This is a genomic window from Clostridium felsineum DSM 794, from assembly GCF_002006355.2.
Classification (GTDB): Bacteria; Bacillota; Clostridia; order Clostridiales; family Clostridiaceae; genus Clostridium_S; species Clostridium_S felsineum.
The window spans coordinates 2269222-2292030 of sequence record NZ_CP096980.1 but is presented as its reverse complement, the minus strand read 5'-3'; the positions used below and the strand labels follow the sequence as shown (position 1 = coordinate 2292030).

The following is a 22809-nucleotide window of genomic DNA, read 5'->3' as shown; positions in this document are numbered from 1 at the left end:
TCAAAACATCATAAAATTTGTTTTAGCATATATGTATATGAGGGGCTTTTTAATTAAGTGCTTCCCCCCTCTAGAGCATTATTAATTTAATATTAAATACAAAATTAAATTAATTATTATACTTAAACGTACTTTTTCATGTGTTTAAGTGCCGTTTTTTCAAGCCTAGATACTTGAGCTTGTGAAATTCCTATTTCATCTGCAACTTCCATTTGCGTTCTACCATCAAAAAATCTCATATTAAGTATCATTTTTTCCCTGTCACTTAGCTTTTTCATAGCTTCTTTAATAGAAATATTCTGAAGCCAACTATCATCTAGATTTTTATTATCACTTATTTGATCCATTACAAATATCGCATCACCATCATCATGATATATAGGTTCAAACAGAGATATTGGATCTTGTATTGCATCTAGAGCAAAAATCACTTCCTCACGAGGTATTTTTAGTTCTTTAGCGATTTGCGAAACAGTAGGTTCTTTATTATCTTTACTTATGAGTCTATCCCGAACTTGAAGTGCTCTATATGCTATATCTCTAAGAGATCTACTAACCCTAATAGAATTATTATCCCTCAAGTATCTCCTTATCTCTCCTATAATCATTGGAACCGCATAAGTAGAAAATTTTACATTTTGGCTCAAATCGAAATTGTCTATAGACTTTATAAGTCCTATGCATCCAACTTGAAATAAGTCATCTGCGTTTTCCCCCCTATTATTAAATCTTTGGATGACACTAAGTACTAACCTTAAGTTTCCTTTTATAAATTTTTCCCTATCAGTAATATTACCATTTCTCATACTGATCAATAATTCTCGCATTTCTTTTTCTTTTAGAACTGGAAGTTTAGACGTATTGACGCCGCAAATCTCAACCTTATTTATAACCACTTTATCAGCCCCTTTGAAATAATAGCATTAAGAATTATTCCCTCAGGAAAACTATTTTATACTAAAGACAAACCTACAACATTTTATTTATTTCTTTTTTGAGTCTTTTAATTATTCTTTTTTCAAGCCTTGAAATATAGGATTGGGATATACCAAGCATATCCGCAACTTCCTTTTGTGTTTTTTCTCCAACACCTGTAAGCCCGTATCTTAATTCAACTATTCTTTTTTCTCTATCATTTAATTTTTTTAAGGCTACTAAAAGAAGCTGCTTATCCACTTCTCCTTCTATAAGATTGTATACGCAATCATTATCAGTTCCTAATATGTCGGATAAAAGAAGTTTATTTCCGTCCCAATCTATGTTAAGTGGTTCATAAAATGAAATTTCAGCTTTTACTTTACTGTTTCTTCTTAAATACATAAGTATTTCATTTTCGATACATCTAGAACCATATGTTGCTAGCTTTATTTTCTTTGTTGGGTCAAAGGTATTTACTGCTTTAATAAGTCCTATAGTTCCAACAGAAATTAGGTCTTCAACACTTACACCTGTATTTTCAAATTTTCTTGCAATATATACTACAAGCCTTAAGTTTCTTTCTATAAGTATTGATCTAATACTTTCATCGCCACCTACAAGCTTATTTACTAAATCATCTTCCTCATCCTTAGTAAGCGGTGGTGGAAGCGCATCATTTCCACCTATATAATACAGTCTACCCGAAAACATTTTTATTCTACACAATATTTTGCTTAAAAGCTGTAATAAAAACTTCATAAAATCCCTCCATTTTAGATACTGCCTCTAGAAAGAAGCGCATTGTAATCATTAAATTCACTTAATTTATTATCTATTAAAGCTATGATTATATTTTTTACCACAACTTCATTACCAATATATATCTTTACACAAGATGGTTTGAAGGCTTCTAATTTACCCATATTACCATCAAACAATCTAAATGGAACATAAAATTTGGCATAATCATCTAATTTAATATTGCCAAACAAATTTTTTTCAGCAACAATAACAGGTAAATTTGTAATTGGTTCTCTAAGCTCATTTCCTGTATCTAAAAAAGCTTTTATTACTTTCTCGTTATCCTTAAACACTACTTCTATTTTATAAATTAATTTTTGAGTTAATTTTCTATCATTTATAAACCATATAATTCTATTTACAAACATATATATAATCATAATAGCTATTAAAATCCATTTATAGGATATGCCACCAATAAATACATTCAAGAGACTGTCACTTTCATAATTAAGCTCTATAAAAAAGCACAAACCTGCTGTAAGCATCGAATACATTATAAATATAGCTAATGCCTTCACATTAAATATGAAATTTTTTTTTCTAAATGACATAATAATCATAAGTACAGCAGCTAAAATTTTAAATATTAAACAGGAAAATATCTTAAGTGATGGGATTATTAAAACTATTACGTATAACCCACCCAAAATCCCTGCTAAAATTAAATATCTCATTTTAACTTTTATTCTTAATGTTTGAGCTGTTATGTATAATAAAAAAGTATTTACTATTGAATTTTCAAAAATTAAAACATCTAAATAGACAACCATTTCCTCCCACCTTTCTTAAATAATTATATTACTTAATGATTTAAAATTTTGTCATTTTATACCAGTAATACCAACTTTTTAATTTTATTTTTTTGATAATTTATCTATGTATTTCACAGTTAATATCATTTTTTTTAGAAAAACATAAAAAATACCGAACAAAAAAACAAACCATAAAATTGCCTGATATAATCAGAAACATTTTATGGTTTGTTTTAAATCATTATATGAAAAACATATACGAATTTAATATTTATTTTTATTTTGTCTTCTTAAAAATGCGGGTATATTAAGATCTTTTTCAGGTGATTCAAAGCTGCCTGTGTTATCAAGTGCACTTGCTGCTTCCTGTTGAGGTTTAGATTCTTGAGTTTCAGCCTTTACCTCTCTTCTTATAATCTCTCCATTTTCTCCGTCATTTTCGAAGCCTGTTGCTATAACAGTTATTCTTATTTCATCTTTTAAATTTTCATCTATAACAGCTCCAAATATAATATTTGCATCTGGATCTGCTGCTTCTTGTACAACTCTTGCTGCTTCATTTATTTCAAGAAGACCTAAATCTTCTCCACCTGTTACATTTAAAAGCACTCCTGTAGCACCAACTATAGATGTTTCTAAAAGCGGGCTAGATATTGCTTGTTTAGCAGCATCGCTAGCTCTTGTATCTCCAGCACCTCTTCCAGTACCCATGTGAGCAAGTCCTTTATTTATCATAACAGTTCTTACATCAGCAAAGTCAAGATTTACAAGACCAGGAATAGTGATTAAATCAGATATACCTTGTACACCTTGTCTTAAAACATCATCTGCTGATTTAAAAGCTTCTACAAGTGTTGTTTTTTTATCTACAATTGCAAGCAATCTTTCGTTTGGAATTGTAACTAAAGTATCCACTCTTTCTTTTAGTGTCTTTATTCCTGATTCAGCATGAAGCATCCTCTTTCTTCCTTCAAATGGGAATGGCTTTGTAACAACTCCAACAGTAAGGATACCCATGGATTTTGCTATCTCAGCAACAACTGGAGCCGCACCAGTTCCTGTTCCACCACCCATACCAGCAGTTATAAATACCATATCAGCACCCTTTATGGCTTGTGATATTTCATCCTTGCTTTCTTCTGCAGCCTTTTGACCAATCTCAGGATTAGCACCTGCTCCTAAACCTTTAGTAAGCTTATCACCTATTTGAATCTTTTGTGATGCTTGTGAAAGAGCCAATGCCTGCTTATCTGTGTTTATGGCAATAAATTCCACATTTTTAAGTCCTTCTAAAATCATTCTGTTAACGGCATTGTTACCTCCACCGCCACAGCCTATTACCTTTATTTGAGCAAACTGTTGAACATCAACATCAAAATCAAGCACAATACTACCTCCCTCATTAAAAGAGATCTGTAATAAAACTCTTTACTTTAGAAAAGATATTTTTTTCTTCGTCTCTCTTAATATTTTTATTCCATGAATCTTCGTTTTCATTTTTTAAATCTTCTTCATCATAACTAAACAAACTACTACTTTTCATATTATAACCTATATCGCTAACAATTCCAACCGCCGAAGCGTATATTGGATTAGATGCTCCTACAAAATTTGGAGAACCTATTCTTACATTTTTATCTAAGACTCTTCTCCCAACACTTATTGAACCTTTTACTAAAGCAATACCACCACCCACAATTACAACATTTGTTATTTCATTATAATAATTCTTTCTTATTAATTTCTTTCTTATAAGCTCATATAATTCTTCAATTCTAGATTGTACAATTAATTTAAAAAAGCTATAATCAATTTTTAAGTTTTGCCCATCAGATAATTTAACATTAAGATCAACATTATTAGATTTGATATTAGCATCAATATCAGAATAATCCAGCTTTAATTTTTCTGCCTCATCAAAAGGTATTTTTAATCCAAGTGCTATATCTTGTGTTATGCTGCTTCCACCTAACGGTATATTATCAATATACACTATATTATCATTTTTAATTATAGAAATACTGATATTTTCTTTACCTGCATCTACAAGAACACAGCCACTTTCTCTCTCATGTTTGCTTAAAGTCACATTTGAAACAATCTTTGGTTCAAAACATAAACCCTTTACTTGATATCCAGCCTTATTTACACTCTTAATAAGATTATCAACAACATTAGAATTTACTGTAATAACATGCACATCTGCTTCTAACTTTGTCCCACTCATTCCAACAGGGTCTTTTATATTATCGTAACCATCTACAATAAACTGTTGTGGTTCAACTCCAATAATTTCTCTATCAGATGGTACAGAGATAAACCTAGTTGATTCAATAACTCTCTTAACATCACTGCTAGCTATTGCTCTGTCATCTGAGGATACAGCCACTACACCTTTATTATGTATAAGCTCGCTTATGCTTCCATGGAGTGCAACGTATACATCGCTTAAATCAAATTCCACCATCTTTTTTAATTTAGCCATACAATTTTTTATAGATTCAGCTGTACTATCTATGTTAACAACAATAGATTTTTTCACTCCTTCGCATTTTGAAGATGTAATACCAATTATTTGCACTTCGCCTTTTTTGGTTAACTTCCCTAATGCTATACATATTTTGGATGAACCCACATCTATTCCTATAATATAATTATTCATACAATTAATTCCCCCCTCACAGAGAAGCACAATTATATATTCAACATAAAAATAAAATTCCCTTTTATTTATAAAAAAAATATATTTAAATTGTATTTTATTATAAATAGAAAGAGGATATCAAGGATACCCTCTTTCTATTATAAGTTTTCTCTAGTTAGCTTTTTCCAAATCAGATATATCAACACTTCTTGTGTGTTTTGTATGATTCCAATCTTTATTATTTTTCTTTAGGATACCTATTATTGTAATAGGAAGCCATGTTATAAGATATATAGGATAAATTATAACATAATACCATATCATTCTTATATCCAATTTTTTATCCAATGCTAATAAAAATGGTGTATACGCATATTGAAATACCGCTGCTATAAATAAAAATACTTTTAATGGTGTTATTTCAAAAATTCTTGCTGTATTAAACATAGATGGCATATTATGTATAGTCGCTACTGATGTATCTATAAATCCCAAAATCATCGATATGCTAAACAAAATTGTCATAAACGGATTAATACTATATATAGCACAATCAAATGCAGTAAAACTCTTATTAACTATTGAACTTTTTAAGAGTTTGAAAAAATACCTACTTGCTACATCTGAGAATCCCTGCATCCATCTTATTCTTTGATGCCAAGATTGAACAAGTGTAAGAGGCTTTTCATCATAAATAACTGCATCATGTGCCCAACCTACCTTGTAACCATTAAGCACAAGTTTGCAGGTGAATTCTAAGTCCTCTGTAAGACAAGTTGCTCCCCAGCCCAATTTCTTTAGAATTTCAGTTTCAAAACAACATCCAGTACCACCTAATTGATTTGAAAGTCCTAGATTACTTCTAGATAATTGAAACATTCTGTCAGTAGACCAAAAGGCTATTGAATAACTTCCTGTTATCCATGAATCCCTAGGATTTTTACTATCTAAATATCCTTGAACAACCTTATAACCCTCACATAACTTCTTATTCATTTCTTTAAGAAAATTTTTAGAGGCTAAATTGTCAGCATCAAATATTACTACAGCATCATATTTTTTATCCATTTTGAATAGTTTGCTGAACATCCATTCAAGAGCATAACCTTTACCCTTTTTCTCTTTGTTTATTCTTTCATAAACTTTTGCGCCCTTCTCGCGTGCCTTTTTAGCAGTGTTATCACTACAGTTATCTGCAATTACAAATATGTCATACATATCATCGGGATAATCCAATTTATTTAAACTCACAACCATATCACTTATTACTGCCTCTTCATCATGTGCAGCTACAACAAGCGCAAAGGTTTTTTCTGGTTTAAATTCTTTACCATCCTTTTTTCTAATAATTCCAAAGAATGATATACATAGATAATACATTGATATGATAAAAACCGTATTTGTGAAGACACGTGAAATCACATGTAGTATGGACTTTACTTCATTCACTATGTATCCCCCCTAAACAAAGTTATTTTATCACAAAAATTTATCAAATACCATAGTATTTTATGAAATTGTAAATTTATTAACTTTTAATGCATTTTTTTTAAAACAAGCTTCTCCTACTTTATTTTTTCACCTTAAGTCTATAATATCAGCATTTTTGTTACGAACTCTTTATCTACACTTGATTGTACAGCTGTCTCATAAGATATTATTCCCTTTTTATATAAATCTATTATACATTTATCCATTGTTATCATTCCATATTTATTTCCGGTTTGAATAAGAGATTGTATTTGATGTGTTTTTCCTTCTCTAATCAAATTTTGAATTGCAGGAGTTACAGTCATTACTTCAAAAGCAGGCAGCCTTCCTGAATTATCTTTTTTCTTTAAAAGTTGCTGTGATAATACTCCTCTAAGAACAGATGCAAGTTGAATTTTTATTTGCTGCTTATTACGCTCTTCAAATACATCAATTATTCTATCTATTGTTTTATCCGCACCAATAGTATGTAGTGTTGAAAGCACAAGATGTCCTGTTTCTGCTGCCATAATAGCGGTAGAAATAGTCTCTGCATCTCTCATTTCGCCCACTAGTATTACATCTGGATCTTCCCTTAATGCAGACTTTAACGCAGACACATATGATTTACTATCTCTACCTATTTCTCTCTGATTAATTATACTTTTATTATTTTTATGTACATATTCTATGGGATCTTCAAGTGTAATTATATGACGTGTAGTCTTTAAATTGAACTCATTTATAATTGATGCAAGTGTTGTACTTTTTCCACTTCCTGTAGGTCCTGTAATTAAAACGAGTCCTCTTTTAGCATTTATTAAATCATCAAAAACATCTGGAAATCCTAATTCCTTAAGATTAGGAATTTTTAATGGAATATTTCGGATTGCTATAGCATCATTTCCATTGCCTTTATATACATTAATTCTAAAACTGCCAACTCCATTAAGAGTATATGATGTATCAAATTCTCCAATTTCCAAATATTTATCGTAGTTTTCCTTAAGTAATTCTTTAGCATACCCTGTTATCTCATCTTTAGTTAATTTTTTTTTATCACTTACCACATTAAGCTCACCATTCACCCTAATTACTGGCGGCATATCAATAGTAATATGCAGATCTGAAGCACCTTCTTCAACAAGTATTTTAAGTAAGTCTTTTAAGTTTTTCATTTATAAATATTCCTCCCTATTCAATAACCCCTGAATATCACTAGTATTAAGTTTTCTATTTATTTTTTTCTTATTCACTCTATGTTTTAGCATAAGCTTAATTCTATTATATTCGAGTTATCTTTTCTTAACCACAGTTAAAATAAATATTTTACTACTACTAGCTGTTTTTTAATATATATTCTTCAGTATTATTAAGATAACATTTTAATTATAAAATAAATTTGACATAAATACAATTATATTGCTATATTACATTCTTTTATATTTTACAGCTTCCATTCAGTTGCCTAAAAAGTTTTTTCAAAGCCCTTTTTTCTATCCTAGAAACGTAGGATCTAGATATACCTAAAATTTGAGCTATCTCTCTTTGATTTCTCGGCTTACCATCACCAAGCCCATATCGCATTTTAATTATAGCTTTTTCACGTCCCTTTAATACTCTATTTATTTCTACATATAATTTTCCTATTTGAATTCTATTTTCAACTATTTCAATTACAGAATCATCATCACTGCTCAATATATCAATTAGTGATATTTCATTACCTTCCTTGTCTACACCAATTGGATCTTGAAGGTATACCTCATTTTTACTCTTTTTATTATTTCTTATAAGCATTAGTATCTCATTTTCTATTCTCACACTTCGGAAACATTTTAAGTTCAGGATATTTCACTTCCCAATAATAGCATATCAATTTTTTTACCATCCCATAAAATTTTATCTACCACACTCTTTATTAGGTTTCTTTTATCCTCTACATTCATAAGCTCCCAGGAACTATCATTAAAACTACATAAGCTCTTATAAATAAATTCCATATTTATGGAGTTAGACTTAGAATTTTTACCTACACTATTTGCTTGTGACAACCTTTTATTTAAATCCTTCTTTTCTTTGTCAAGCTTCTCCATACGTTTATACATTATTTCTAAAACACTTTCTGGCTGACCTTTTTCAATTGAACTCATTATATTCATAATAGATAAATCAATTTCAGATATTTTCTTTTCTATTAATTCATTTTCCAAACTCATATAATTACATTCTATTAATGTTTTTTTAAAATTCATATCCTGAAATAAGGGGAATTTTTCTTTGATGATTTTTTTCAATTCGTTAATTATTAATTTATCTAAAACATTTCCATTAATATTTGAAACATTACAGCGAGTTTTTTTGCTTTTTTCTTTCATTTCACACAAATAATAAAAAACCTGTTCACCATCAGAATTTTTTCTTTGTACTGCCTTTGGTCTCATATAACTTCCACAATATGCACACCTTAAAACACCAGATAAAATAGATTGATTACTTTTAACTTTCCTATAGGCCTTTGATTTATTTTGTTCTAATAAATTCTGTGCCTCAATCCAAATATCACTTGGAATAACCCCCTGATGCTTTCCAACAGCTATAATCCATTCGCTTGAATTTCTAAATCTATTTATACTTTGTTCTTTATTTTGACAGGTTTTATTGTAGGCTATGAGTCCATGTATTCCATTAAAATCTTTTAATTCTGAATAAACCTCATAATTTTTACTAATTAAATACTCATACATATTTTTATCAGCTACAGCGTATACAGGGTTTCCAAGTAAAAACTTCAATGAATATCTTTGAAAATCTAGTCCATTTTTAGTATTGATCTTATTAATTATTAAATATTTTTCAACTTTAGTTATTGATTTCAACTCAACATATTTATTATAAATTAGTTTAACTACATTAATTTCTTCCTCAACAACAGATAATTTAAACATTTTTTTTTCTTTACCACCTGAATCCACCTTTATTATAGCTTCCGATTGAAAACCAGTAGGTGTAATTCCTCCAAGCCATCTTCCGGTCTTAGCAAGCTCTATCATATTATCTCTTATTCTTTCAGCAATAGTTTCTCTCTCCAATTGAGAAAAAACAGATGCTATATACATCATAGCTCTCCCCATTGGCGTAGTAGTATCAAACTGTTCTCTGATAGACACAAAATCCACACTATATCTATTTAAATCATTGATCAAATTAGAAAAATCCGATACATTTCTGCTTATTCTATCTAATCTATAGCATATCAATATATTAAACTTTCTCTCTTTAGCATCCTTTAGCATTTTCTGAAATTGAGGTCTTTTAGTATTTCCACCTGAAAACCCCTCATCTTCGTATACAATAAAATCCTCTTTGGACATTTCTAAATACTTCAATCCATATTCTTTGCATAACTGAATTTGATTTTCAATGCTTTCGCCCTTGCCAGTATATTTGCTTTTACGAGAATATATAGCTGCCTTCATTCTGATCCCTACCTTAATAATTATATAATTCACAAACAAAATAGAATTTACAGTTAAGAATTTGCATTTTTATCTATTTTCAGTTTTTCTATTACATTAAAGTAAAGTTCATTCTTCTTATTATCATCTATAGGCAAGGTCTTAATGTAATCTTGTATGAATTTAACATAAGCCTTTCCAATTCCTTTTCTTAGTTGAACTAAAGCTGATTTATCACTAGGATAGTGTACATTTATACTATATACATTGTTCGATCTAGGCAAAATTGCCATCCTCCCTAATACTTTTACCATTACCTATGTATATTTTTAACATTTACAATTATTAATCATTTTACAGCTCTAAAACTTATATAAAAATTCTTTAGACAAAAAAAGTTACACGAAAAATCGTATAACCTTTTTTGTGATTATTCCTTTGTGGTTTGTAAAAATCCCCCATCTAATATTATGTTGCTTCCACTTTTAAATATTTTAGGATTTTCAATGATGTAAGATATAAAATCTGCAATCTCCTCAGGTTTAGCATATCTCCCTAAAGGTATTCTTTTAATTGATTTTTTATCATTATACCACTTAGAGGTTTTAATTAATTCTGTTTCTACAGGACCTGGGGATACAGCATAATATCTTATATTTTCATTGCATTTCGCCATACTTTTTGTCCATTCAATTAACATTGCTTTTGATACACCATAGGCTAGTTGTCCAGTTCTTGGTCTAACACCTGATATACTGCACATATTAATTACCACTGGAGCTTCTGATTTTTCTAGCCTACTAAGTACAGCATCATACATATCTAAACATGCTATAAAGTTGGTTTTAAAAACCAAATCATAATCTTCCATCTTCATATTATAAATAATATTATCTCTTAACACCCCTGCATTATTTACAAGAATATCAATTTTACTAAATTTAATTTTATTTATTCCTTCTATCAGTGATTCTTTAGAGTTAAGATCAAAGGCTAAAACCTCTCCTTCTCCTCCTAATGCTATTATCTCATCTAATAGTTTCTTTGCCTTATCTTCATTTCTACAGTTTATATAAACATAGTATTTATTTTCAGCTAATTTACTGCATATTTTAGCCCCTATGCCTCCACTGCCACCTGTTATTAACGCAATTTTTTTATCCATATCATTCATCTCACACAATTAAATTCTGCATATCTAAATATATTGATTTATCCGATACCAAATCAATAAAATCACTTATTTTCTCAAAATTATCAATATCATTTAATTTTATATAATTTACTATTGTACTTTTTCTAGCCAACTCCATACCAAAGGTTTTTGAAATAGCATTTACTCCAGCACTAAAAGATTTTGTTAATACATAATTTTCATTATTAGCTACATTAGAATCTAAAAACCATACTTTAATTCCTTTATTTCTCATAGCAGTTGGATAAATTCCCTTTGAAAATATAACTAGTTTTCTAAGTACCCTATCCACATCCAATAACAATTCATCGTATTTTAATTCATTGTTAATACTCGGACATACTACTATACTTTTTATGCCCTCAATGTCTTCAAATATTTTTTCTATTGATTGAGAATCGTTTAAATTTATGTAGTTAACTTTTGTTTGATAATCAGCTTCAACATCAGTTAAAGAGTCTTTATCCACAAAACAAATCCCATCCGTTTTGAAGCTTTTTCTTATAATATTATTATCTAATGCACTACCTATAAAAACATATACTGTACTGCAATTCATGAAACCAGACCTCCAATTTTATAACTCAAAAGGTTCTACTTTATAAGCCTTTATATTATTTTCAAAGGCTTGTCTATCCATTAATTTGTGATAGGGTGATTTTCTTACAATAAAATTCTTAGCATGAAATATAACACCCTTAGAGTCATAGGAATAGATATTACATTTCATATCATTATCTATTTCTACCTTCTCTACAAAAACATTAACTTTTCCTGATCTTACATGATCCCTATAAAAGTAGAGTTCCTCTCCCCCTATTGGTAGTCTGCCAATCAGATTAATAATTCTTGAAAAGAATACAGCTGCTTGAAGACATGAATCATTGCCAAGAGGAGATGTTACAAAACTAGATTTCTGACCTTCAATGAACCTTTCTTCATTGTTATTACAATCATATTCTGCTACATAAAATGTTCTACTATCATCTATTGCAAATTTTGCACACGAGGTTTGAAACAAGGGTCCAAGTGACGGAAAATAATCCTTATAGAATTGATTTTTAGGTAATTTATAATAATTATAGTGGCATTTAGGTATGTTCACTTTTATTGGTTCGTAGGCTTTATCAGATAATACAACCTTTGAAGTTACATTAATCTTTCTTCCTACAACTTTATTTTCAGTATTTACTCTATTTGAAGCTATAGTTATTTCCATATAGATTTCATTTTCATTTTTTACTAATTTATTAAATTGTATATCTACGTCTATTGAATTTCCTGGTTTCATTTTTAACGCTCTAAGTATTCTAAGTTGCTCCATTTTACTTGGCTTTAACTTTGATACATCAATATTCAAATGGTATTCACAATAATACAGCGCTGATTCAAATAATATTTCAATAATCATTGTAGCTGGCACGAAGGCTTCTACACCAAATACATGATCCTTTAAATAACTTTGTATTTGTGAATCTATTCTTATACTCAATGAATTATTTTTAAAACTTAATATAGAGTTTCTTAAATGAGCGTATTTATCCTCAGGTAATTTGGCGCTTAATATATCTTCATTTACTTTACTCTCCATTTATATCATCCTCTTTTCAACAAAATTTAGAAAGTACAATTGATGAATTTTGTCCTCCAAATCCAAAACTATTTGAAAGAGCGTAATTAATAGCTACTTTTCTCGGTCCTTCTTTGACGTAATCCAAATCTAATTCTGGATCTCTCTTTCTAAAATTTCTTGTTTGATGAACAATTCCATCATTAATACTTTTTATACATACTATAGCTTCGATTGCCGCTGCTGCCATTACTGAATGTCCAATCATTGATTTTGTTGATGATATAGGTAATTTATATGCATAATCTCCAAATACATTTTTAACCGCAATTGTTTCCATATAATCATTCATCTTAGTTGATGTACCATGTGCATTTATATAGTCTATCTCACTAGGCATTAGCTTTGCCATTTGCAAACTTTGTTTCATTGTTGCAATTGCTGCTCTTGCCTCTGGATCTGGGTCTGTGGATCTATAGGCATCAGTCACACTTCCATAACCAATCACCTCTGCAAATATCTTAGCATTTCTTTTTAATGCAGATTCTAAGCTTTCCAGTATTAATATTCCACATCCACTTGACATAACAAAGCCATCACGATTAGCATCAAAAGGTCTGCATGCAATTTCAGGATCTTCATTAGGTGTTAATGCGCCTATACGAGTAAACCCAATCATACTTTTCAAATCCAAACTATATGCTCCTCCAGCAATAGCTATATCTATGTATCCACTTTTAATCTTTAAAAAAGCTTCACCTATAGCGTTATTTCCTGATGCACAAGCTGTAGCTACACTCAACTGCGGTCCAGTTATTTTGTAATTTCTTGCAGCATAATGATTAATACTTTCTCTATCATTGAATTCTTCTTTTTTATTGTTATCTAACAAATTTAGAAGCTTATAATATTTGTTTTTATCATACACATCTTCTGTTTTTGAATCTCTCATTAAAGGTGAATACCTGTCAACATACTCCATCATTTCAGAATCACGATCTGCTATAAGCATTCCTATATTATCAGTTGAACCCATTTTTCTTGGATCTAAATTTGCCTGTTTTAATGCCTCATATACAGCCATAAAAAAACTTTTATTACTTTTATTTTGTGGAATATATGAAAATAATTCTTTGTCTTCACTTAAATAATCATTGTAATCAACCTCAGGCAAACATCCTCCTATACCAATAATGTCACCCTTAATATTGTCAAGTTCCAGCTTTGTAATTCCATTCTTGTTTTTTAGTAGTGATTGCCATAAAGTATCCACTCCTAATCCAAATGGTGTCACTGCTCCCATTCCTGTTATAACAACTCTGTTCATATTGTCACTTCTTTCTCAAGACTAAAGTACATAACTCTCCTAAATAGCTAAATGAATTAACTATACATATTTTATTATCATTGTCAATATATTTACCTTTTACATAATTTAGTTCATCATCCAAAAACAAATCATCATTTTCTGAAATTGGAGCAATAAAATTATTTTTGAGATGTAAACAGGCAAATGCTACTGATACTGCCCCAGAAGCCGATAAAGTATTTCCAACGTAAGATTGTGTTTCTGTAATGTAAACATCCTTTGAAAACACTTCTTTTATAGCAATTGATTCAGCATGATCTAACATTACTAGTCCACCTGCACTGGCTTGTATAAAATCCACATCCTCTTCAGCTATATCTGCCATCTTTATAGCATTTCTCATAGACTTCTCCATATGAACAGCCATTTCTTCCTCACTTTTTATCTCTCTTAAATTTGGTATATAATAATTACTATACCCAATTATTTCTCCATAAATATTAGCATTTCTTTTCAGTGCTTCTCTCTCTTTCTCTACTACAAATAAAGATGAACCTTCTGCGCATAAATATCCCTTACTTTTCTTACCAAATACTTTATTATCATCAGCACAATCTGCTATCAAATTATCCTTTTTCAACTCATAAACAAAATCTGGAAAGACTTCATCTTCAGCTCCACCACATATAATTCTTACTTGACGGTTCTGCTTCACAGCAAGAAAAGCTTCTCCAATAGAAACAATTCCGCTATTTACACCATTTACTACAGTATAATTTAGTCCTTTTATTCCATTTTCTATAGTTACTTGTCCAGCTGATGTATTAGGCAGCCTGCTGAGTATCCAAAGTGGTGATAAGTTCCTATATCCTTCTTGTCCAACTTTGCTATAATTTAAAGTATTATCATCCTTATCAACGCATGAAACAAGAGCATCTGCCATAGGAATTAAACTTTTAGAATGTGCGCCTCCTAGAATTAATCCGTTCATTCTCTCATCTTTTTTTATATCTTCCTCTGTTAACTTAGCGTCTTCAATAGCTATTTTAGCACTGCTGCAAGCAAGCTTAGTCTGTTTGTTAAAAAACCTTATTGATTTTTTATTTTTAACGTATTTCTTTACATTAATATTATCTATTATACCTGTAATATCTTCAAAATTTGAACCTATACCCTCTTTCATCTTAACCTTTTCTGATTTTAATGCCACCATATGAGGTTCAATTCCTAATCCTAAAACACTTATAATTCCAATTCCACTAATTACAATACTTTCCTTCATATACCCTCCATACTGTTTCATATTTTCTGAAAAATTAATGATGAATTATATCCACCTAGACCACTTGTATTACAAATACAATATTTCATATCAACATCAACAGCATTATTTCTCAAATAATTTAAATCACAATAATCATCGCCAGTATCGTAATTTCTATTAATATGAACTTTTTGATCTTGCAGACTCTTAATACATATAAAACTTTGAATGGCACCACATGCTGCAAATGTATGTCCAATTAGGGACTTTGTACTACTAATAGGAATATTATATGCATCTTCTCCAAATACTTTTTTTATAGCTATACTTTCTTCTTTATCATTTATCCTTGTAGACGTGCCATGAGCATTAATATATCCTATATCTTTTGCATTTAAATTTGCATCAGCTAAGGCTTGTGTCATTGCTCTTGCTTTTCCATCACTAGATGTATCTGAAATACTAGTAGCATCCATAGAATTTCCATAGCCAACTATTTTGCCCTTAATCTTAGCTCCTCTTTTTTTAGCATGACTTAATGATTCAAGCACCAATATACATGCCCCTTGTCCTATCACAAAACCATCTCTTTTACAGTCGAAGGGTCTAATTGCTGACTCAGGATCAGTATTATTTGAGGACATATTTAATCTACTAAAACCTGATGCGTAAATTTTTGATAATTTATCATCAACGCCTCCTGCTAACATTAACTGTTCCTCATTATTTTGAATCTTTTTAAATGCTTCTCCTATAGCCTGAGTTCCTCCAACACATGCATTTACTATAGTTGTTCCATATCCCTTTAGTGATGCTGCTATAGATAAATATCCAAGCATCATGTTTGGATAAGTTTCCAAAAACCACTTAGGGTTTCTTTCATCTACTTCTACATCATCGTATAAACTGTCAAGAGCTGTCCCAGTTCCTACAATTGCCCCTATGTTGTACCTTTCTGAATCAACATTAATATCCAAATCCGCATCCTCTAAGGCACTTAATCCACTATATACCAACATTTTTGTTGATTTATTTAGTTTTTTTAATTTGAGCTTCTTTCGCTTGTCCAATCCTTTAAATTTATCAAAGGAAACCTCCGGACTAACCCCTCCAACGTGAATTCCATATTTCATAAGAGCTTCATAAGATTTTTCTAATTTTATAACTCCATTATTTCCTGACAAACTAAGCTCCCAAACTTTTTCATAATCACACCCTAATGGTGTAACCAATCCAATTCCAGTTACTACAACTTGTTCTTTACTTTGCATTTTGTAGTCTCCACTCTACAAACTTACAAATAGCTTTAACAGTTAATATGGCTGTATAATTCTTTTTACTTTTCATTTCTTCTACCAATTCTCCTTGTAAATAAGGATACTGCTTAACAACTTCATCTAATACTTCTTCATCATAATCAGCATCACTTCTTAACTTTTCAGGGAATATATCCTTTGATACTACTTTTCCAATTTTAAAACCCTTTTCTAATTGAAAACATATATCAATAAAATCTATAGACTCTGCACCTAAATCATCCACTAGATTAGACTCAAGTGAGATATTTTCCTCAGGATCATCAATACCTAATATTTCTCCCAACATATTTATTAATTCTTCATTGTTTTTATCCATTTTAAGTTTCCTCCTATTAATTAACTATATCTTATATAATAACACATTTTATTAATTTATTACAATTAATTCTATATTTCTTATATTCTTAAACTATATATATATACTTGATATTAAGTAAATATATTTAAAAAAATTCCAAAATATTCATTTACACTCTTTTATGTACAATTAACTAAATATGTTATAATAAATAAATTATAACATATTTTGTATAACTACTTTTAATGGACTAAAAGCAAAAAAATAATCTTACCTATTTTTATAAAATAATTTAAATAAATTGAAAAACAATACATGCATATAATGCAAAAGTAAACGTATTCAATTATTGGATTAAAAAATTTGGAGTAATTAATAGGATAGTTCTCCGTACATAAATAGAATTTGTTTTTAGATTTTTATCTTAAAAATTCTTAGAACGTCCATAACTTTACAAATTAAATTATTTATTAAAAATCATCCTCCACATTATTAGTAAAATTATACGATAAAAGTAGGCATTAGTTTTACCACTAATTGCCTACTTTTCTAATACTGTTTTCTAAAAAAATTTTCCATCAATTTATTTATTTCTCTATACTTTTCAATATATGATGAATGTCCACATGCTTTTATATTATGATATTCAGTGATTTCTATGTTATCTACTAGTTCATCCTGATATTTATGATCAAATATTTTATCTTCATCAGCTCCTATTATTAAGGTTGGAATTTTTATTTTCTTAAATGATTCTCTTAAATTTGGTCTATTTCTAATAGATTTTAAAAATTTACCAAGAGCTATTCTATCTTTGTTATACTTAACATATGCTTCAATTATTTTATTTTCCATATCTTTTACTTTCTCTAAATACTCACTTGAATGATGTAATGGATATACTGATTTAAAAATACTTTCTAAAGATTCTTCACATGTTAGTAATCTCTTTGTAATATCATATATTTTATTAGCTATAACTTCATCTACATCTGCACCTGTATTTAATAAAACCAACTTTTGAATACAATCTGGAAATCTATACATAAATCTCAAGGAAATCATTCCACCTACTGAATATCCAATTAGATTGCATTCTTCAAATCCGTCTCTCTCCATATCCAAAATATTCCTTATTATATCTACAACATCATCCATTCCATAATTATCAGCAGTTTTTTCAATTGATTCTCCCACTCCTGGATAATCCATAAAAATAATTTTATAATTATCCCTAAAATATTTATATCTTTTTTGTTTAATCCAGGATGTGTTACCTACATACAGACCATTTAAAAATAGCAATATTTTATGAGAACACTTAGTTCCGTCTATATAATATGCTATACTCCTATGCTTATTTTCAAGCTTTTTAGTTTCCATAAAGCACCTCACAAATCTACCTAATATTCATTGCATATTATTAACATAATACAAATTAGCCATTAATCCACAGTTATGAATTAATGGCAACTAAGTTATCTACTTTAAGTGGAAATCCATTTTTTGAATAATCTAACAAGTTACCCTTATATGGAATAATAATACTTTTTGATCTAATTGTAAATTGTTTGAATTTTCAAGCACATTATATTATTAAAGTAAATTTATTATCAGTGATAGAGCTAGCTCATTTGAAGGTTTTCAATAATTATATGAGGTCACAAATAAGTAATATATAAATAATTAAAACTTTCAGAACTTATTCACTGAAAGTTTTAATTATTTATATATGTAACCCTATGTTGCCTTAGTGCGTATATTACATTTTCTATACATCTGGCAGCATAAGTTGCAAGCCTAGTACCCTTTGATGAATTATATGAATCTATAGCCTTTATAAGTCCTATAGTCCCTATTGATATTAAATCATCAACTTCTTTTCCTGAATAAGAATACTTCTTTACTATATGAGCTACTAACCTTAAATTCCTCTCTATAAGTACATTCTTTGCAAGGGGATCACCTTCCTTTAACTTTTCCAGATAATATTTTTCGTCACTTTCTGAAAGTGGTTGAGGAAATGATGCACCATTGCCAATATAAGCCACAAAAAATGTGATACTCCCCACTATATTAAATAAACAATACATTACAAACACAGGTAATCCTCCTAATAATGCTTATGAAAATAACTATTTACCAATATATCGCTATCATTAAAGTCTAAAAGAGAAACACTATCAATTTATACTATTCATTAAAAGTAATTTTTGTTCCTTTTAAATAAATAAATTTCTAAAGCTACTTATTTAGTTCAGTTACAATTTGTTTAAATATAGGTGCTGCATCCATACCTCCACTAGAATTCTCATTTATTTCAGGTACAAATACAACTACTGAATAGTTTATTCCCTTTAAATCAAAAAATCCAACAAACCATCCATCTACACTCTTGTTATTATTAGAATTTATTCTTTGAGCAGTTCCTGTCTTACCACCTATACATTTATTATTAGTATAAGCTAGTTTACCCGTTCCATTTTTATCTGTAAGTACTTTTTGAAATTGATCTTTCATTATATTTGCTGTACTTTCCTTCATTACCCTTGAACTGTAAATCGGACTCTCTTTTAAGGTATTGTTTATAACATAGGAATCAATAATATGGGGCTTTACATATATTCCCCTATTAATTATAGTATTAGGTATTGATATCGCTTCTATCGGCGTTACCCTTATGCTTTGCCCATAGGAAAGTAAGCTTAAATTACCCTCACTATTAGAATCATTATTATCTAGTCTTCCAGATGATTCCAAATCAAAATCCAAAACTTTGTTAAACATACCTTGTCTTTTACTCATCTCATATATGTTATCAAATCCAGCCAGATGACCTATGTTTATAAAAACATCATTTGATGATATTATAAATGCTTGTTCTGGAGTACAATAATCATAAATTTTATCCTCACTAAACTTTCCCGTATTTTTAATAGGTTTATTTAAGTCTAAATTACCTGTTTCTATAGCAGCTTCTTCTACTATTGCTTTAAAAATAGAACCAGGGTAGTATATTCCTCCCCCTCCTAGATTTATGTTAGGGGCATATTTATCCTTTTGTGCCATAGCCCTTATAGCTCCATTATCACTTTGCATAACAATTGCTGACACTTGTTTTAAATTGCTGCCATCAAGTATATTTTGAACTTTGTTATTAATTTCTGTATCAATGGTTAACTTAACCTGGGATTTGTCTTTAGTATCATCTCCATTAACTGAAATTAAATTTCCATTAGAGTCACTTACAAAATTTTTCTCTGGAAATGGATACTTTTTAAATTCATTATATATAGCTTTTTCAATAGAATTATTAGATTTAAATTTTTTATTGTCTTTGTCCATAGGATTAGTTAATATATTACATATGTCTGAAGCCTTATCTCTATTAACTTCATCAACATAGTAAGCATACACTCCATTTACACTCTTGAACTTTAATATATCTTTATATAGTGTCTCATTTATACTCCAATAAATCTTACTGGACTTATTTTTAATATCTATGTTTGCTAAATCATATTTATTATCATAATTTTTTAATATATATGATAAGGCATAAAGCTCCCTTTTATTGGTATCACTATTATTTCTAGTAAAAGTATATGGATTTACAACTGCATAATACTTTCTATTAAAGGTAAGCATACTTTTACTATTACAATCTACAACATCATAATTTATATTCTTAACTATTTCCTTAGAGGAATTCGGATTATTGTAATTAGTCTCCAAATCTTCGCTATAAACATTCATAATCATATATAATCTTGTACACAGAAACGAAAATCCTAAAAATATTATAAAAAAAATGACTATACACCTTTTACCTTCATTATTAAAAATCGCTCTACATCTTTTACTTCTCTTATTCATAAAAAAACACCTCACTTTAATCAATTCTAGACTAAAATAAGGTGTTTTATTCAATAAAAGTATTTATTTTTTAGCTTTAATGAGCATATTTCCACTTTCAAGTTCATATTCTGTTTTAATTGTATATATCATTTGAGCCGTTGGTGCATTTTCAATTGGCTCTCCTTTTTTGTTTCTCATATCATTAAGCTCTATTTCAAAATTATCTCCATGTGGTCTTAAAACTTCTACTTTATCGCCAGTGTAGCACTTATTTCTTTGTTCTACCACTGCCACGCCTGTTTCTTTATCATAACCTCTAACAATACCTACTATATCATAGTCTCTTACATATGCTGAAGAATCATAGTATTGTCTATCCTTTTCTCCATAGTAAAAGCCTGTAGTATATCCTCTATGACTTGGTTTAGTAAGATATTCCATCCACTTTTCATTGAATTTATACTCCTCTGGGTTTTCAAAGTAAGTATCAATTGCTTCTCTATATGCCTTTACTACCGATGCCACATAATAAGCGCTCTTCATTCTTCCTTCAATTTTCAAGGAGTTAATACCAGCTTCTACCAAATCTGGTATATGCTCTATCATACATAGATCCTTAGAATTCATTATGTATGTTCCTTTTTCATCCTCATAAACTGGGAAGTATTCATTTGGTCTCTTTTCTTCAACCAAAGAGTATTTATATCTGCAAGGTTGAGCACAAGCTCCTCTATTTGAATCTCTTCCTGTCATATAGTTTGAAAGGAGACATCTTCCTGAATATGATATACACATAGCACCATGTATAAATGCCTCTATTTCACAAGTTTCAGGTATCTTAGCTTTAAAATTCTTTATTTCTTTTAAAGATAATTCTCTTGCAACAACTATTCTTTTAACTCCCTGCTTATGCCAAAATATAGCTGTTTTATAATTTACGCTATTGGCTTGTGTACTAAGATGAAGCTCTAAATTCGGTACAACTTCTCTAGCTGTCATAATTATCCCTGGATCGGATACTATAATAGCATCTGCCCCAATTTCATAAAGTTCTTTTAAATATTCCTCAAGACCGTTTAAATCCTCATTGTGAGGAAAAACATTTAATGTAATATAAACTTTTTTGTTTTTACTATGTGCAAACTCTATTCCTTCTTTTAACTGCTCTACAGAAAAGTTATCTGCAAAAGCTCTTAAATTAAGCTTGCTACCACCTAAATATACAGCATCAGCACCAAATTCAATAGCTGTTTTTAACTTTTCCAAATTACCAGCTGGTGCTAAAAGTTCAGGTTTATTCATTATTTTGCCTCCTTGTTGTAATTGCAATTCCATCGCTCATTGGAATTACTGTTGTAGTTAAATCTTCTCTATTTGAAACCATATCAAGGTATTTTCTCATTCTTTTAACTATTGTAATCTTTCTTCTCTTTAAAAGTTCATCTGTTGCAACCATTCCTCTAAATAATACATTATCGGCGATTATTATACCATCATCCTTTAGAATTCTAAGACTCTCATTAAAAAAGTCCTCATAATGCCCTTTTCCTGCATCTATAAAAATAATATCATACTGTTCGTTTAGACTTCTAATTACATCTATACATTCTCCATTTAAAACTTTAATTCTATTCTCTAATCCGAATTTTTTTATATTTTCTTTGGCTATTTGAACCATTTCTTCGCTTCTATCTACAGTAGTAATATTTGCATTGGAATTTAATGCCATTAAAGTTGCAGAATACCCTATAGCTGTTCCTAGTTCTAGTATTCTCTTAGGTCTTTTCATCTGCATCATGAATTCAAGAAATTTTGCCATTTCCTTGTGTACTATAGGTACATGATTTTCCTTTGCATATTCTTCTAGTTCTTTTAATATGCCGTCATGCTCAGGAATCAGGTTTCTAATATAGTCACTTATGTAGTCATGCATTATCTTGCCCATAAATT

20 protein-coding genes and 2 pseudogenes are annotated in these 22809 nt (G+C 29.5%); all 22 read right to left on the bottom strand.

All coding sequences use genetic code 11. The features are described 5' to 3' along the window. Positions 1–122 precede the first annotated feature (122 nt). On the bottom strand, positions 123–896 hold the full coding sequence (sigG, locus tag CLFE_RS10785; RefSeq protein WP_077832855.1) for an RNA polymerase sporulation sigma factor SigG: 774 nt from the start codon (positions 894–896) through the stop codon (positions 123–125). Positions 897–969: 73 nt separating this feature from the next. After that, entirely contained in the window at positions 970–1677 is a 708-nt protein-coding gene (gene sigE / locus CLFE_RS10780) for an RNA polymerase sporulation sigma factor SigE (protein ID WP_077832854.1), read from the bottom strand. Between the two features lie 14 nt (positions 1678–1691). Then, positions 1692–2492 (bottom strand): sigma-E processing peptidase SpoIIGA, encoded by an 801-nt coding sequence (gene spoIIGA, locus CLFE_RS10775; protein ID WP_077892642.1) that lies wholly within the window; start codon positions 2490–2492, stop codon positions 1692–1694. Positions 2493–2738: 246 nt separating this feature from the next. Next, complete coding sequence (gene ftsZ, locus CLFE_RS10770) at positions 2739–3860, bottom strand: cell division protein FtsZ (protein ID WP_077892643.1); 1122 nt, start codon at positions 3858–3860, stop codon at positions 2739–2741. 16 nt (positions 3861–3876) lie between these two features. Beyond that, complete coding sequence (gene ftsA / locus CLFE_RS10765) at positions 3877–5136, bottom strand: cell division protein FtsA (protein WP_077892644.1); 1260 nt, start codon at positions 5134–5136, stop codon at positions 3877–3879. Positions 5137–5289: 153 nt separating this feature from the next. Further along, positions 5290–6567: a glycosyltransferase family 2 protein gene (locus CLFE_RS10760; protein WP_077832850.1), complete on the bottom strand. Its 1278-nt coding sequence runs from the start codon at positions 6565–6567 to the stop codon at positions 5290–5292. Between the two features lie 140 nt (positions 6568–6707). Beyond that, positions 6708–7766, bottom strand: coding sequence for a type IV pilus twitching motility protein PilT (locus CLFE_RS10755; protein WP_077832849.1), 1059 nt, complete (start codon positions 7764–7766; stop codon positions 6708–6710). 262 nt (positions 7767–8028) lie between these two features. Further along, a pseudogene (locus tag CLFE_RS10750) lies at positions 8029–8406 on the bottom strand (sigma-70 family RNA polymerase sigma factor); the annotation flags it as partial. Positions 8407–8432: 26 nt separating this feature from the next. After that, the gene (locus tag CLFE_RS10745; protein ID WP_432706062.1) at positions 8433–10067 is read right to left on the bottom strand and encodes a recombinase family protein; all 1635 of its coding nucleotides are present in this window, start codon (positions 10065–10067) and stop codon (positions 8433–8435) included. Positions 10068–10120: 53 nt separating this feature from the next. Then, positions 10121–10330: a hypothetical protein gene (locus CLFE_RS10740; protein WP_077892645.1), complete on the bottom strand. Its 210-nt coding sequence runs from the start codon at positions 10328–10330 to the stop codon at positions 10121–10123. Between the two features lie 146 nt (positions 10331–10476). Further along, complete coding sequence (locus CLFE_RS10735) at positions 10477–11211, bottom strand: SDR family NAD(P)-dependent oxidoreductase (RefSeq protein ID WP_169850888.1); 735 nt, start codon at positions 11209–11211, stop codon at positions 10477–10479. A gap of 10 nt (positions 11212–11221) precedes the next feature. After that, positions 11222–11800: a hypothetical protein gene (locus tag CLFE_RS10730; protein ID WP_077892647.1), complete on the bottom strand. Its 579-nt coding sequence runs from the start codon at positions 11798–11800 to the stop codon at positions 11222–11224. Between the two features lie 18 nt (positions 11801–11818). After that, positions 11819–12832 (bottom strand): hotdog family protein, encoded by a 1014-nt coding sequence (locus tag CLFE_RS10725; RefSeq protein WP_077892648.1) that lies wholly within the window; start codon positions 12830–12832, stop codon positions 11819–11821. Between the two features lie 16 nt (positions 12833–12848). Next, positions 12849–14138: a beta-ketoacyl-[acyl-carrier-protein] synthase family protein gene (locus tag CLFE_RS10720; RefSeq protein ID WP_077892649.1), complete on the bottom strand. Its 1290-nt coding sequence runs from the start codon at positions 14136–14138 to the stop codon at positions 12849–12851. 4 nt (positions 14139–14142) lie between these two features. Beyond that, the gene (locus CLFE_RS10715; protein ID WP_169850889.1) at positions 14143–15402 is read right to left on the bottom strand and encodes a beta-ketoacyl-[acyl-carrier-protein] synthase family protein; all 1260 of its coding nucleotides are present in this window, start codon (positions 15400–15402) and stop codon (positions 14143–14145) included. A gap of 17 nt (positions 15403–15419) precedes the next feature. Continuing rightward, the gene (locus tag CLFE_RS10710; RefSeq protein ID WP_077892651.1) at positions 15420–16655 is read right to left on the bottom strand and encodes a beta-ketoacyl-[acyl-carrier-protein] synthase family protein; all 1236 of its coding nucleotides are present in this window, start codon (positions 16653–16655) and stop codon (positions 15420–15422) included. Next, positions 16645–17019 carry an acyl carrier protein gene (locus tag CLFE_RS10705; RefSeq protein ID WP_077832764.1) on the bottom strand — a complete coding sequence of 125 codons (375 nt, stop codon included), beginning with the start codon at positions 17017–17019 and terminating at the stop codon, positions 16645–16647. Before CLFE_RS10705 ends, CLFE_RS10710 begins: the two co-directional genes overlap by 11 nt. Before the next feature lie 531 nt (positions 17020–17550). Further along, positions 17551–18384 (bottom strand): alpha/beta fold hydrolase, encoded by an 834-nt coding sequence (locus tag CLFE_RS10700; RefSeq protein WP_077892652.1) that lies wholly within the window; start codon positions 18382–18384, stop codon positions 17551–17553. A gap of 368 nt (positions 18385–18752) precedes the next feature. Next, a pseudogene (locus CLFE_RS10695) lies at positions 18753–19103 on the bottom strand (sigma-70 family RNA polymerase sigma factor); the annotation flags it as partial. Positions 19104–19245: 142 nt separating this feature from the next. Then, complete coding sequence (locus CLFE_RS10690; protein WP_077892653.1) at positions 19246–20877, bottom strand: penicillin-binding transpeptidase domain-containing protein; 1632 nt, start codon at positions 20875–20877, stop codon at positions 19246–19248. 63 nt (positions 20878–20940) lie between these two features. Further along, the gene (locus CLFE_RS10685; protein ID WP_077892654.1) at positions 20941–22161 is read right to left on the bottom strand and encodes a peptidase U32 family protein; all 1221 of its coding nucleotides are present in this window, start codon (positions 22159–22161) and stop codon (positions 20941–20943) included. Next, entirely contained in the window at positions 22154–22804 is a 651-nt protein-coding gene (locus CLFE_RS10680) for an O-methyltransferase (RefSeq protein WP_077892655.1), read from the bottom strand. The genes CLFE_RS10685 and CLFE_RS10680 overlap by 8 nt, the downstream gene beginning before the upstream one ends. Between the last annotated feature and the right edge of the window lie 5 nt (positions 22805–22809).